The sequence below is a fragment of the Streptomyces sp. NPDC005706 genome, from assembly GCF_040631045.1.
Taxonomy (GTDB): Bacteria; Actinomycetota; Actinomycetes; order Streptomycetales; family Streptomycetaceae; genus Streptomyces.
In genome coordinates this window covers 83983-97234 of sequence record NZ_JBEXYS010000030.1, presented here as the reverse complement: position 1 = coordinate 97234, position 13252 = coordinate 83983, and the positions used below count along the sequence as shown (strand labels likewise).

Here is a 13252-nt window from a genome sequence, read left to right as displayed (position 1 = left end):
CGGGAGTCCTCCCGGACGGGGCGGTCGTCGGTGAAGCAGGAACCCCAGCGGGCGACCGCTGGAATCCCCCGCCTTTAGGCGGGGGAGGAAGTCAAGACGAGATCTGCACCTTGCTGTGGTCGCCGAGGACGAACCGGTGGGCGGCGGGCTTGCGGGGGGAGGGGGTCACTTCGACGTTGCGGCCGATGAGCGAGGCCTCCACCCGCCGGACGCCGCTCACCGAGGAGTCGCGCAGCACGATCGAGTACTCGATCTCGCTGTCCTCGATCCGGCAGTCCCCGGCGATCGAGGTGAAGGGGCCGATGTAGGAGTCGGTGATCACGGTGTCGGCGCCGATGGCCACCGGGCCCACGATCCGGCTGCCGGTCACCTTCGCCCCGGGCTCGATCCGAACCCGCCCGATGATCTCGCTGTCGTCGTCGACGGTGCCGTCGATCCGGCGCTCCAGGGTCTCCAGCACCGAGCGGTTGACCTCGAGCATGTCGGTGACGTTCCCGGTGTCCTTCCAGTACCCGGAGATCGTCGTGGAGCGCACGTCGCGTCCGGCGTCGATCAGCCACTGGATGGCGTGCGTGATCTCCAGCTCGCCGCGCCAGGACGGCTCGATGGAGCGCACGGCCTCATGGATCGCCGGGGTGAACAGATACACACCCACCAGGGCCAGTTCGCTCTTGGGATGCTTCGGCTTCTCCTCCAGGCCGATCACCCGCCCCGCCGCGTCGAGTTCGGCCACGCCGAACGCGGTCGGGTCCGGTACCCGCGTCAGCAGGATCTGGGCCTGTGGCCGCTCGGCGCGGAAGGCGGCGACCAGGTCCGTGATGCCGCCGACGACGAAGTTGTCGCCGAGGTACATCACGAAGTCGTCGTCGCCCAGGAACTCACGGGCGATCAGCACCGCGTGGGCCAGGCCCAGCGGAGCCTCCTGCGGGATGTAGGTGACGGCGAGCCCGAACGCGGAACCGTCGCCGACCGCCTCCCGGATCTCCTCCGCCGTGTCCCCGACGATGATCCCGACCTCGGTGATGCCGGCTCCGGCGATCGCCTCCAGGCCGTAGAACAGCACCGGTTTGTTCGCGACGGGTACGAGCTGCTTCGCCGAGGTATGGGTTATGGGGCGCAAACGGGTACCTGAGCCACCAGACAACAAAAGTGCCTTCATGCATATCAGCCTACTTACAGCGGACTTGCTGACGGAGGGATTCCGGGTACGGAAGATCCCGTCCTCACGGACCGTCATGCCGCCAAGGCCGCGCGACCCTGCGGTACGAGCGCGGGTGAGCAGGTGATGCCGCCGGTCAGCCGGCCCTGTGGCCCCACCGCGGACCGAGCAGGGCCCACTCCCGGTCCCACTCCTCGATGCGCCGCCGGTCGAGCCACCACCGTCCGGCGCACCGGACGCCGAACGCCGCGCCGGTCGAAGCGAGCGCGGCCGAGACGCCCAGCAGCGCCGACTCGGCGGACGCCTCGCCGGAGGTCAGCGGCGCGCTGCTCGGCTCGCCCCGGGCGTCGAGCCAGATCCGCACCGCGGCACCGGCCCGCTGCCCGCCGGACACCAGCGTGCTGCCGCTGTGCGGGGTGCCGTCCGGGGCCGTCCAGCGGACCCGCGCCGAGGTCAGGTCGTCGCCCGTGCCCGCGATCGCCGTGCGCGGGGCGTCGGCGAGCAGCACGGCCCGCACCGGTGTCCGCTCGGCCCGCTGCCGGTCGAAGGACCGGCCGGCGGCCTGGGCGGTCACCAGGCCGACGAGCGTGCCGCCCACCACGACGAGCGCCCACACGGCGAGCAGGAACCACGCCTCGACCACGTCGTCGCGGCGTCGGAGCGAATTGCTCCGCCACCGCCACAGCAGGACCCTCGTCCGCCCACGCCCGCCGCTCATGAGGCCGCCCTCGCGCATCTGTCCCCGCCTCCCGTCGTCGCACTCAGAAGGTCGCAGCCCGGGCGGTGCCGTGGCATGGGCCGGCCAGGCGCGGCCGCTGGGCCGACCGGGCCACTTCAGGGCGGCGCCGTTGGGCCGCCCGGCCCTCCCGGCGAGCCGTGCGGTCACGGGCCGTTCTCCGGGGCCGGAGGGACCGGTGGTCCCTCGCACCTGGGCCGGGACCCGGCCGAGCATGGAGCGTGATCCGGTCCACCAGACGAAACCGGTCCACCAGGCGAAAGACGGGCGGTCCGATGTACCCGAACGATGGTTTCCGCGAACTCGGCCGTCACGAGTGCATGCGTCTGCTGGCCACGGCGCCCGTCGGCCGGATCGTGCACACCCGCCAGGCCCTGCCCGCCGTCGTACCGGTGAACTTCCGCCTCGACGACGACGGGGCGGTGCTGCTGCGCACCTCGGCCGCATCGGAGATGGCCCGCGCGGTCGACGGCTCCGTCGTGGCCTTCGAGGCGGACGCGGTCGACGCGGACGAGCAGTCCGGGTGGAGCGTCGTCGTCACCGGGCGGGCCGGGGTCGTCACGGACCCGGCCGAGGTGGAGCGCCTGGACCGGATCGGCCCGCGCTCCTGGGCTCCCTCGCCCGTGGAGGTCTTCGTGCGCATCGAGCCGGAACTGGTCACCGGCCGGGAGCTGGTCGGCGGCCGCACGATGTACGGCGTGCATCTCTCCGCCTGACACACGGCGCACGGGCCGTGATCGCTCTCCTCCGGCACGTGGCCGGCCGCCCGTCCTGGGTACCCGGCGGGAGGCCACGCCGGGCACGGGCCCGTCACCGCGATGGCCCGGCGTCGCCCACACCAGGGCCGTTCGGCCCTGGCCGACCGGCCCGGACGGGGCAAGGATCCGGTAGGAGGCCGCCGGTACCCGCCGGCGGCCGGGGAGAGCACGGACGAGGAGCGGTCAATGGCGGACGGCGAGCAGGGCAGCCCGATCCGGGTCTTCCTGCTGGACGACCACGAGGTGGTACGGCGCGGTGTGCGCGACCTGCTGAACGACGAGCCGGACATCGAGGTGATCGGTGAGGCCGGCACCGCGGAGCAGGCACTGGTACGCGTCCCCGCGCTGCGCCCCCGGGTGGCGGTGCTGGACGTCCGGCTGCCCGACGGTGACGGCGTGAGCGTGTGCCGGGAGCTGCGCTCGCGCATGCCCGAGCTGGCCTGTCTCATGCTGACCTCGTTCGACGACGAGGAAGCCCTGCTCGACTCGATCATGGCGGGCGCCTCCGGCTACGTCCTCAAGCAGATCCAGGGCTCGGACCTGGTGTCCGCCGTACGCACCGTGGCCCGCGGCCAGTCCCTGCTCGACCCGAGCGCCACCGCCAGGCTGATGGCCCGGCTGCGCGGCGGCCCGCGACAGCAGGAGGAGCCGGACGAGCTGCCCGGCCTGACCGACCGCGAACGGGAGATCCTGGCCCTCATCGGCGAAGGACTGACGAACCGTCAGATCGGCCAGCGGCTGTACCTCGCCGAGAAGACGGTGAAGAACCACATCTCCCGGCTGCTCGCCAAACTCGGCGTGGAACGCCGCATCCAGGCCGCCGTCATCGCCACCCAGATCCAGGACAAACGGGAGCGGGAGGGGCGCTGACCGCACAACGTCCCCCGAGGACAGGGACGTTCGGCCCAGAGAGGGAGACCTTCGGCATCCGGCGCGGTACCACGCACCCGGCCAGAGTGAGTGCCGTCGGGAAACGGCGACCCGGACATCCCCGAAGGGACCACCACCATGGCCGTGCACGCTGCCGCTCGGCCACCGGCCGGCTCCCGCACGCAAGCCCCCCGCACACCAGCGGCTCCCGCGCCGCACGACCCTTGAAGACGACGCCGCGACGGCGTCCCCCCCCATCCCCGAGAGGTGGAGACCATGTCCCGCACCATCACCGTAGGCATCGACGGTTCGGCCGAGAGCCGTGCCGCCGCGGAGTGGGCCGCCCGTGAGGCGCTGTCGCGCGGCCTGGCGGTGAAGCTGGTCCAGGTCTGGCAGCCGGTGCCGGAGCCCATGGCCGAGGCCCCGCTGCTGGGCGCCGGCACCCATCAGCACTGGACCGAGCGGATCCTCCGTGAGGCCGCCGACGCCCTGCGGTCGGGCCACCCCGGCCTCGAGGTGAGCACCGAGCAGCTCACCGGACAGCCGGCCGAACTCCTGACCGCCGCGGCCGGCGAGGCCGAACTGCTCGTGCTCGGCACGCGCGGCCTCGGCGGACTCGGCGGCTTCCTGGTCGGCTCGGTGGGACAGTCCGTCGTGGCGCACAGCGAGCGGCCCGTGGTCCTGGTCCGCTCCGGTGAGCAGGCCGCCGGCGGGCACGGCACGGGCGCGGCGGGCCCCGTCGTGCTGGGACTGGACGTCAGGACGCCGGACGCGGCCCCGATCGAGTTCGCGTTCGAGGCCGCCGAGCGCGGCTCGGTGCCGCTGCGGGTGGTGCACGCCTGGAACCCGCCGGCGTACTACTACTCCTACGGCATGGCCATGGACCCCGAGGTCACCACGACGGTGGCGCGGAGCCACGCCGCCGCGCTGGACGAGGCCCTGCGGCCCTGGCGGCGGAAGCACCCCGGCGTCGAGGTCGTCACGGAGTCCCGCTGGATCAGCCCCTCGCTCCTGCTGGCCGAGGCCTCGCGGGACGCCTCCCTGGTCGTGATCGGCCGGCGCGTCCGCCGCTCTCCGTTCGGCGCCCACATCGGCACCGTCGCCCACGCCGTCCTGCACCACGCCGCCGCCCCCGTCGCCGTCGTGGCGCACGACTGACGCAACGCTCCGCCCAGCCGGCCGCCGCCGCACCCCGCGAGGGAGCGGCGGCGGCCGTCGTGCGGGGCGGGCCCACGGCGGCGCGTACGGCCGCTTCAGAGGCCGGCGGTGTGATCGGGCACGTAGGTCTGCAGATCGCGCGGCGGACGCTCGTAGCCGGTCGACGGCGGCCGCGGCGGCAGCCGCAGCACCTGCGGCGGCACCTCGTGGTAGGGGACGGAGCCGAGCAGGTGGGCGATCATGTTCAGCCGCGCCCGCCGCTTGTCGTCGCTCTCCACGACGAACCACGGCGCCTCGGTGATGTCGGTGTGGACGAGCATCTCGTCCTTGGCCCGGGAGTAGGCCTCCCAGCGCGTGATCGACTCCAGGTCCATCGGGGACAGCTTCCACTGCCGCAGCGGATCCTCCAGCCGGCGCCGGAAACGCTCCTGCTGCTCCGTGTCGCTCACCGAGAACCAGTACTTGCGCAGCAGGATCCCGTCCTCCACCAGCATCCGCTCGAAGATCGGGCACTGGCGCAGGAAGAGCTGGTGCTCCTCCTTGGTGCAGAAGCCCATCACATGCTCGACCCCGGCCCGGTTGTACCAGGACCGGTCGAACAGCACGATCTCCCCGGCCGCCGGCAGATGCTCCACGTACCGCTGGAAGTACCACTGCGTGCGCTCGCGCTCGGTCGGCGTCGGCAGCGCCGCGATCCGGGCGACCCGGGGATTGAGGTGCTCGGCGACCCGCTTGATGGTGCCGCCCTTGCCCGCCGCGTCCCGGCCCTCGAAGACCACGACCAGCCGGGCGCCCTCGGCCCGCACCCACTCCTGCAGTTTCACCAACTCGGTCTGCAGACGCAGCAGTTCCCGCTCGTACACCTCGCGCGTCAGCTTCGCCGCCTTCTTACCGGCCATGCCGCCTCCACCACCGCCCGCCGGCCCGCCCGGTCGCACACGCCGGGGGCCGGACACCAGGACGCCACCGTACTTTCCGCCGGAGACCGTCCGCCACCGCTCATCGCCGACGGCTCACCGGCGGCCGTCCGCCATCGCCTGCCGCCCCCGGCGCCCGGCCGCCGCCTCGTCCCGGCCGGCGGACCGGGGACGTACGGCCCCGTGCCATGCCCGGACAGCCCATGGGAGCGGCGCCCGAACCGCTGGATGCTCGAGACATCGAGACGCCTGGAGGAGATCCGTGATGTCGGACGACGTGCTCAACCGCCCCCCGGTCCACGCACTGCTCACGGACGGCACCACCGTGTGCATCCGTCCCGTGGCCCCGGCCGACCACGACGGCCTGCGGCGGTTCTACGACGAGATGTCCCCGGAGAACCTGCGGCTGCGGTTCTTCTCCGTCAGCCGCCGGTCCGCGGCCCTGGCCGCCGACCGGGCCTGTGCCCCGGCCCGGCCCGGACACCGGGCCCTGCTGGCCCGCACCCAGGACCGGGTGCTCGGGCTCGGGGAGTACGACACGGCGGGGGAGGAGGACACGGCCGAGATCTCGATCGCCGTCGGCGACACGCTGCACCACCTGGGCGTGGGCACCCTGCTCGTGGAGCACCTGGTCTCGGCGGCCCGCGCCGACGGCGTCACCACCTTCACCGCCGACGCGCTCAGCGAGAACCGGGAGGTGCTCCGGCTCTTCTCCGACCTCGGCCTGCGCGTCACCCGCCACTTCGAGGGGCCCGAGGTCCGGTGCACCATCCGGCTCGACCAGGACGACACCTACCTGGCGGCCGTGGAGGCCCGGGGCCGGGCCGCCGACGTCGCCAGTCTCGTGCCGCTGCTGCGCCCCGACGCGGTCGCCGTCGTCGGCGCCGGACGCACCCCCGGCTCGGTGGGCCGGGCCCTCCTGCACCATCTGAAGGCCGGCGGATACACCCGCCGCCTGTTCGCCGTGAATCCGGGCGTCGACCACATCCTCGGCGTGCCCTCCTATCCGGCCGTCGGCGACCTGCCGCTCACCCCGGACCTGGTGGTCGTCGCCGTGCCCGCCGCGGCGGTCCCGGCCGTCGCCGAGGAGTGCGGCAAGGCCGGCGTGCGGGCCCTGGTCGTCGTGACCGCCGGCCTCGACGCCGGCCAGGCGCGGACGCTGCTGGCCGCCTGCCGCACCCACGGCATGCGGCTCGTCGGCCCGAACTGTCTCGGCATCGCCAACACCGAGGCCGGCCTGCGCCTGGACGCCACCTTCGCCGCCGGGCATCCGCGCCCCGGCACCGCCGGTGTCGCCGTGCAGTCCGGCGGCGTAGGCATCGCCCTGCTCGACGGCCTGTCCCGGCTGGGCATCGGCGTCTCCTCCTTCGCGTCCCTCGGCGACAAGTACGACGTCAGCGGCAACGACATGCTCCAGTGGTGGGAGAGCGACGGCCGCACCGACCTCGCCCTGCTGCACCTGGAGTCCTTCGGCGGCCCGCGCGCCTTCTCCCGTACCGCCCGCCGGGTCACCCGCCGCATGCCGGTGCTCACCGTGGACGCCGGCCGCACCGCCGCGGGCCGCCGCGCCGCCGCCTCGCACACCGCGGCCGCCGCCACCCGCACCATGACCCGGCAGGCCCTGTTCGACCAGGCGGGCATCACCGCGACCCGCTCGGTGGGCGAACTCCTCGGCACCGCCGCGCTGCTGCACTCCCAGCCGCTCCCCGCCGGCCCCCGCGTCGCGATCGTCACCAACGCGGGCGGCGCCGGCGTGCTCGCGGCCGACGCCTGCGCCGAGACGGGGCTCGCCCTGCCACCGCTCACCCCGGAACTGGCCGGCGACCTGCTCGCCCTGCTCCCCGAGGGCGCCGCCGCCGGCAACCCGGTCGACGCCACCGCCGCCGTCACCGAGGAGCAGCTCACCGACTGCCTGGAGCGGCTGACGAAGCACCCGGGCGTCGACGCCGTACTGGTCGCGCTCGTGCCCACCGCGGTCGCCGCCGCGACCGGCGACGACCTGGTCCGCGCCCTCACCGGCGCGCCCGGGCACGGGGCCAAGCCGGTGGCGGCGGTACGCCTCGAACAGGACCTGCCGGTCCGGCTGCTGCCCGCCGCCGGCGGCGGCGCCGTCCCCTCCTACGCCGAGCCGCAGGCGGCCGCCCGGGCGCTGGCCCACGCCACCCGCCGCTCCTCCTGGCTCGCCCGCCCCGCGGGCACCGTCCCGGACCTGGACGGCGTCGAGACGGCACGCGCCCGGGAGGTGGTGCGGACCTTCCTGGCCGCGCACCCCGACGGCGGCCGGCTCGACCCGCGCACCTGCGCCGACCTGCTGGCCTGCTACGGCATCCCGCAGCTCCCCTGGGCCTGGGCGGAGACCGAGGACGAGGCCGTCATGGCCGCCGAACGGCTGCGCGGCCCGGACGGCCGGGTGGTCATGAAGGCGCACTGGCCGGGCCTGGTCCACAAGAGCGAACAGCGCGCCGTGCACCTCGACCTCCAGGGCGACTCCGAAGTACGGGCCGCCTTCCGGGACTTCGAGAACAGGTTCGCTGGACTGCTCACCGGAGCGGTCGTGCAGCCGCTGGCGGCGCGCGGCACCGAACTGTTCGCCGGCGTCGTCCAGGACGAGGTCTTCGGACCGCTCGTGCTGTTCGGGCTCGGCGGCACCGCGACCGAGGTGCTCGGCGACCACGCCGCCCGGCTGGCCCCGCTCACCGACCACGACGTGCACGACCTGATCACCGCGCCGCGCTGCGCCCCGCTGCTGTTCGGCGCGCACGGCAGCGGCCCGGCGGACCTGGAAGGCCTGGAGCAGGTGCTGCACCGGCTGTCCCGTATGGCGGCCGACCTGCCGCAGCTCGCCGAGGCCGACTTCAACCCCGTGCTCGCGACCCCCGACCGGGTCTGCGTGCTCGACGCGCGGGTGCGCCTGGTCCCGCGCGAAGCCCAGGACCCCTATCTGCGCCGGCTCCGCTGAGGCGGAACCGCGCACGGACCACGGTGGGGCCGGAGACCGGCCGCACCTTCGGTGAGAGGAGGTGGACCGCCATGACCGGCAGGGTTCTGGTGGCCTACGGTTCGACCAACGGATCGACGGCGCGGATCGCCGAGACCGTCGCCGGGGTGCTGCGCGAGGCGGGGCTCGCGGCCGAGGCGCGGCCCGCCGGGTCGGTGCCGGGCGTCACCCCGTACGACGCCGTGGTGGTCGGCGGCGCCCTGTACGCCGGGCGCTGGCAGAAGGACGCGCGCCGGTTCGTGCGCCGTCACCGCCGGGCCCTGACCGGGCGCCCGGTGTGGTTCTTCAGCAGCGGGCCGCTCGACCCCTCCGCCTCGGAGCGCGACATCCCGCCCGAGGCCGGAGTGCGGCGTGCCATGGACCGGGTCGACGCCAGGGAGCACATCACGTTCGGCGGCTGCCTGGAGGAGGGCGCCAAGGGCAGGATCGCCGGGTTGATCCTCCGCGACGGCAAGGGCGGCGACTTCCGTGACTTCCCCGCGATCGAGACCTGGGCGGCCGGAATCGCGGCCGAGCTGACGGCCCGCTGACCGGCGACGGGGCGCCGTGGCAGGCAAGGTGACGCAGCGTCAGGGGACGATGGGCCCCGCCTCCCGGCCCGGTCGGCCCTCTCGTCCGGGGCGGTGCCGTCCTACGGTGGAGGGGTGATCGCCGGATGCGACCGAGGAGAACACGTGGAGATCGTTGCGTATGGCGTCCTGGCCGACGAGGAGCCGCTGCTGAGGGAGGCGTTCGACAGCGCGTTCACCGGCCGTCACGAGCTGCGCTGCCTGCGGCTGTTCCTGGACCGGGACACGGCGCCGACCGCCGTCGGGCACGAGATCGTGCTCAGCGGCGTCAACGACACCCTGGACGCCGGGGTGCTGCGCTCCCTCGCCGAGGGCGGCACCCGGATGATCGCGCAGCGCTCCACCGGGTTCAACAACATAGACCTGACCGCCGCGAGGGAACTCGGGCTGACCGTGGCCCGGGTCTCGTACTACTCGCCGTACGCGGTCGCCGAGTTCGCCTGGACCCTGGCCCTGGCGGTCGACCGCCGGATCGTCCGGGCCGCCCAGCGCACCCGGGACTTCGACTTCCGGCTCGACGGGCTCATGGGCCGCGACCTGCGCGGCCGCACGGCCGGCGTGGTGGGCACCGGGAAGATCGGCGCCGCGTTCGCCCGGATCGCCCACGGGTTCGGCATGCGGCTGCTGGGCTGGGACGTCGCCGAGAACCCCGACTGCCTCGCCCTCGGCATGGAGTACGTCTCGCGCGAGCGGCTGTTCACCGAGGCGGACCTCGTCAGCCTGCACGTCCCGCTGCTGCCCGCCACCCACCACCTCGTCGACGCCAAGTCCCTGGCACTGATGAAGGACGACGCCATTCTGGTCAACTCCAGCCGTGGCGGCCTGGTGGACACCGACGCCCTGCTGGAGACACTGCGCGCCGGCCGGCTGAGCGGCGTCGGCCTCGACGTGTACGAGGAGGAGGCCGGCGTGTTCTTCCTGGACAAGTCGCTGGAGGTGATGACCGACGAACGCCTGGCCAGGCTGATGACCTTCAGCAACGTCCTGGTCACCTCCCATTAGGCGTACTTCACCAGGGACGCCGTCGGCCAGATCGCCCGGACCACCGTGACCAACATCGAGGACTACGTCGCCGGCCGCTCCGGCGAGAACGTGCTCGTCCGTCCCGGTACGGACTGAGACACGCCGGGCACCGCAGGGCCCGCGGCGGTGTCCGGCCGGATACTGGAGACGGGGGAGCCGGGACGGCCCGATCGGCGAGGAGGGCGTGATGGATCCGCAGCAGCTCGACGCGAAGGCCGCGGCCGCACTGGTCGCGGAAGCCGCGCTCGCCCCGTCCATGCACAACGCGCAGCCCTGGCGTTTCCGCCTGCTGGAGGACGAGGGCGTGCTCGAGCTGCGCCCCGACCTCGACCGGGCCATGCCCCGCTCGGACCCCGGCAACCGGGCGCTGTACATCGGCTGCGGTGCCGCGCTGTTCAACCTGCGCGTCGCCGCCGCGTGCGCCGGACTGGCCCCGGAGGTACGGCTGATGCCCGATCCGGCGGAGCCGCTGCTGCTCGCCGCCGTCCGGCCGGTCCCGGCGCCGGGCCGTGCCGTACCGGAGGAGGACGACCTGGCACGGCTGCACCCGGCGATCCGCCGCCGGCACACCAGCCGGCACCCCTTCGACGAGAAGGATCTCCCCGAGGACGCCCGGGCCGCCCTACGGACCGCGGCCGCGCGCGAGGGGGCCGAGCTGCTCTTTCCCGGCCCCTGGCACGTGGACACCGTGCTCGACCTGGTGCACGACGCGGAGAGCCGGGACGCCGTGCGCCCCGAGGGCATGGAGGACCTGCGGCGCTGGACCCGGCTCGGACCCGAGGCGGACGTCGCCACCGACGGCGTGCCCGAGTACGCCTTCGGGCCCCGGATGCGGGACGGCCGCGCCCCGCTGCGGGACTTCGCCGGACGCCGGCCGGTGGCCGACCGCGGCACCACCGCCTTCGAGCACAACCCGCATCTCGCCCTGCTGAGCACCCCCGGTGACGCCCCCGCCGACTGGCTGCGCGCGGGCCAGGCGCTGGAACGCGTCCTGCTGGAGGCCACCCTCGCGGGCCTCGCCACCTCCCTGACCTCCCACGCGCTGGAGAGCCCGGACCTGCGTCTGCTGGTCCGCGATCCGGTCGTCGGCCGGGGCCACGTCCAGATGGTGCTGCGGCTGGGCTACGGCCCCTTCGGCCCGGCGACTCCCCGGCGTCCCGTACGAGAGGTGCTGGACGTCGTCCGGACGGCTTGACCCCGTGCCGGCTTGACAGCGTGACGGCTGGGCCGCGTGACGGCGACGCCGGGGTATGGCTGGGCGGGGTGACGGTGTAGTCCCGCGTGACGGTGAAGTCCCTTGTCGGTCGGGCCGTGTGCCGGTGAAGCCCCGCGACGGCCGGGTCGGCCTGACGGCAAAGCGCCACGTGACGGCGACGCCCCGGCGGCCGGGCCGCAGGGCGGCGAAGTCCCGTGATGGCGGGGCCGCAGGACGCCGAAGTCCCGTTGTGGCGGGGCCGCGTGACCGTGAACTCCCGCGACAGCCGCGCCGCGAGCCGCACAAGTCCCGTGACTGCCGTACCCCCGTGACAGCGGAGCCCCGCGACGGCCGGGCCCCCCCGGACGGCCGAGCCCCCTGCCCGTCACGCCCCTTGCACGGCGGCGCCGCGCCGCCCGTGTCGCCCCTCCACTCGCCACCGAGTGCCGTCCGGCCGCCCGAACCGGACCTACCGGCCCTGCGCACAGGGCGGTTCGGCCCCATGCGCCGTGATGGCCCCGCCGAGATGATCGGCACGCCGGTCCGATCCGCCAACCCGGATCCCGGCCGAGACGGTGAGCGCCGTCCCCAAGTGCCCGCACAGGGGCCCCATCCCTGGAGGATTTCCATGCTTTCGCCCGAGTCGGCCGCCATCGTCCGTGCCACCCTGCCCGCTGTCGGCGGTGCCCTGGACGAGATCACGGCCCGGTTCTACGGCACCATGTTCGCCGAGCAACCCGAGCTGCTGGACGGCCTGTTCAACCGCGGGAACCAGGCCAACGGCGAACAGCGCAAGGCGCTCGCCGGATCCATCGCGGCCTTCGCCCAGGCTCTGCTGGCCGCCCCCGACACCCGGCCCGACGCGATGCTGGCGCGCATCGCCCACAAGCACGCCGCGCTCGGTGTGACGGCCGATCAGTACACGATCGTGCACAAGTACCTGTTCGGCGCCATCGGCGACGTCCTCGGCGAGGCGGTCACCCCGGAGGTGTCCGGCGCCTGGGACGAGGTGTACTGGCTGATGGCCGGCGCGCTCATCGCCCAGGAGGCCAGGCTCTACCAGAAGGCGCAGGTGGACCCGTGCGATCCGTGGCGGCAGTGGACCGTGGTGGAGCGACGGGAGGAGACCCACGACGTGGCCTCCTTCCTGCTGCGCCCGGCCGACGACGGCCCGCTGCCCGCGGCCCGGGCCGGCCAGTACGTCAGCGTCCGGGTGCGGATGCCCGACGGCGTCCGCCAGACCCGCCAGTACAGCCTGTCGGGCGCCCCCGGCGACCGGCTGCGGCGCATCACCGTCAAGCGGGTGGCGGGCCTCGCCGACGCCCCCGAGGGCGAGGTCTCCGGCCGGCTCCACCGCACCGTGCGGGCAGGCGACGAACTCACCCTGTCGGCCCCGTTCGGTGACGTGGTCCTCGACGACGCCGGCACCCCGCTCGTGCTGGTCTCCGCCGGCATCGGCTGCACCCCGATGGTCGGCATGCTCGAACACCTCGCCGCCACCGGTTCGACGCGCCCGGTCAGGGTCCTGCACGCCGACCGCAGCCCGGCCGACCACGCCCTGCGGGCCGACACCCGGCGCCTGGTGGACCGACTGCCGGACGCACGCGCGGACTTCTGGTACGAGCACGACGCGCGGACGGAACCCGGGGCGCGCCCGGGGCTCATGGATCTCGGCGGTCTGGGCCTGCCCGCCGACGCCGACGTCTACCTGTGCGGCTCGCTCCCCTTCATGCGCGCCGTACGCGCCCAGCTGCTCCGCGCCGGCGTCGCGGCCCGCCGTATCCGCTACGAGGTCTTCGGCCCCGACCTGTGGCTGGCCCACGGCGAGGACTGACCCCAGGCCCAGGTCCCGGCGGCCCGCCGCCGGGA

General features: G+C 74.3%; 10 protein-coding genes and 1 pseudogene. 8 read left to right on the top strand and 3 right to left on the bottom strand.

What is annotated here, in order from left to right; all coding sequences use genetic code 11:
- Positions 1–91: 91 nt before the first annotated feature.
- Both ABZ478_RS32115 and ABZ478_RS32110 read right to left on the bottom strand, forming a co-directional pair.
- Positions 92–1159 (bottom strand): glucose-1-phosphate thymidylyltransferase, encoded by a 1068-nt coding sequence (locus ABZ478_RS32115; RefSeq protein ID WP_359554911.1) that lies wholly within the window; start codon positions 1157–1159, stop codon positions 92–94.
- A gap of 136 nt (positions 1160–1295) precedes the next feature.
- Positions 1296–1895, bottom strand: coding sequence for a hypothetical protein (locus ABZ478_RS32110; RefSeq protein ID WP_359554909.1), 600 nt, complete (start codon positions 1893–1895; stop codon positions 1296–1298).
- 275 nt (positions 1896–2170) lie between these two features.
- Between ABZ478_RS32110 and ABZ478_RS32105 the strand changes: the two genes are divergently transcribed.
- The 3 genes from ABZ478_RS32105 (at position 2171) to ABZ478_RS32095 (ending at position 4681) form a co-directional block, all read left to right on the top strand.
- On the top strand, positions 2171–2611 hold the full coding sequence (locus ABZ478_RS32105) for a pyridoxamine 5'-phosphate oxidase family protein (protein ID WP_359554906.1): 441 nt from the start codon (positions 2171–2173) through the stop codon (positions 2609–2611).
- Between the two features lie 228 nt (positions 2612–2839).
- Positions 2840–3523 carry a response regulator transcription factor gene (locus ABZ478_RS32100; RefSeq protein WP_359554904.1) on the top strand — a complete coding sequence of 228 codons (684 nt, stop codon included), beginning with the start codon at positions 2840–2842 and terminating at the stop codon, positions 3521–3523.
- Positions 3524–3799: 276 nt separating this feature from the next.
- Positions 3800–4681 (top strand): universal stress protein, encoded by an 882-nt coding sequence (locus tag ABZ478_RS32095; protein ID WP_359554901.1) that lies wholly within the window; start codon positions 3800–3802, stop codon positions 4679–4681.
- A 95-nt stretch (positions 4682–4776) separates the two neighbouring features.
- On the opposite strand, the gene ppk2 is transcribed toward ABZ478_RS32095, so the two are convergent.
- Positions 4777–5580: a polyphosphate kinase 2 gene (gene ppk2, locus ABZ478_RS32090; RefSeq protein WP_359554899.1), complete on the bottom strand. Its 804-nt coding sequence runs from the start codon at positions 5578–5580 to the stop codon at positions 4777–4779.
- A gap of 283 nt (positions 5581–5863) precedes the next feature.
- Here ppk2 and ABZ478_RS32085 point away from each other — a divergent pair, with 283 nt between their 5' ends.
- The 5 genes and pseudogenes from ABZ478_RS32085 (at position 5864) to ABZ478_RS32065 (ending at position 13217) form a co-directional block, all read left to right on the top strand.
- The gene (locus ABZ478_RS32085; protein ID WP_359554896.1) at positions 5864–8557 is read left to right on the top strand and encodes a GNAT family N-acetyltransferase; all 2694 of its coding nucleotides are present in this window, start codon (positions 5864–5866) and stop codon (positions 8555–8557) included.
- Between the two features lie 71 nt (positions 8558–8628).
- Positions 8629–9126, top strand: a complete 498-nt coding sequence (locus tag ABZ478_RS32080) for a flavodoxin domain-containing protein (RefSeq protein ID WP_359554893.1) — start codon at positions 8629–8631, stop codon at positions 9124–9126.
- 144 nt (positions 9127–9270) lie between these two features.
- Positions 9271–10284, top strand: a pseudogene (locus tag ABZ478_RS32075) (2-hydroxyacid dehydrogenase).
- 91 nt (positions 10285–10375) lie between these two features.
- Entirely contained in the window at positions 10376–11383 is a 1008-nt protein-coding gene (locus ABZ478_RS32070; RefSeq protein ID WP_359554890.1) for a nitroreductase, read from the top strand.
- A gap of 628 nt (positions 11384–12011) precedes the next feature.
- Positions 12012–13217 carry a globin domain-containing protein gene (locus ABZ478_RS32065; RefSeq protein ID WP_359554888.1) on the top strand — a complete coding sequence of 402 codons (1206 nt, stop codon included), beginning with the start codon at positions 12012–12014 and terminating at the stop codon, positions 13215–13217.
- Positions 13218–13252 lie beyond the last annotated feature (35 nt).

What these genes read in the sequence shown, in the direction of transcription:
- ABZ478_RS32070 (WP_359554890.1), top strand. Translation starts at nt 10,376, where the DNA reads ATGGATCCGCAGCAGCTCGACGCGAAGGCCGCGGCCGCACTGGTCGCG.
- ABZ478_RS32115 (WP_359554911.1), bottom strand. Translation starts at nt 1,159, where the DNA reads ATGAAGGCACTTTTGTTGTCTGGTGGCTCAGGTACCCGTTTGCGCCCC.
- ABZ478_RS32065 (WP_359554888.1), top strand. Translation starts at nt 12,012, where the DNA reads ATGCTTTCGCCCGAGTCGGCCGCCATCGTCCGTGCCACCCTGCCCGCT.
- ABZ478_RS32105 (WP_359554906.1), top strand. Translation starts at nt 2,171, where the DNA reads ATGTACCCGAACGATGGTTTCCGCGAACTCGGCCGTCACGAGTGCATG.
- ABZ478_RS32080 (WP_359554893.1), top strand. Translation starts at nt 8,629, where the DNA reads ATGACCGGCAGGGTTCTGGTGGCCTACGGTTCGACCAACGGATCGACG.
- ABZ478_RS32110 (WP_359554909.1), bottom strand. Translation starts at nt 1,895, where the DNA reads ATGCGCGAGGGCGGCCTCATGAGCGGCGGGCGTGGGCGGACGAGGGTC.
- ABZ478_RS32095 (WP_359554901.1), top strand. Translation starts at nt 3,800, where the DNA reads ATGTCCCGCACCATCACCGTAGGCATCGACGGTTCGGCCGAGAGCCGT.
- ABZ478_RS32085 (WP_359554896.1), top strand. Translation starts at nt 5,864, where the DNA reads ATGTCGGACGACGTGCTCAACCGCCCCCCGGTCCACGCACTGCTCACG.
- ppk2 (WP_359554899.1), bottom strand. Translation starts at nt 5,580, where the DNA reads ATGGCCGGTAAGAAGGCGGCGAAGCTGACGCGCGAGGTGTACGAGCGG.
- ABZ478_RS32100 (WP_359554904.1), top strand. Translation starts at nt 2,840, where the DNA reads ATGGCGGACGGCGAGCAGGGCAGCCCGATCCGGGTCTTCCTGCTGGAC.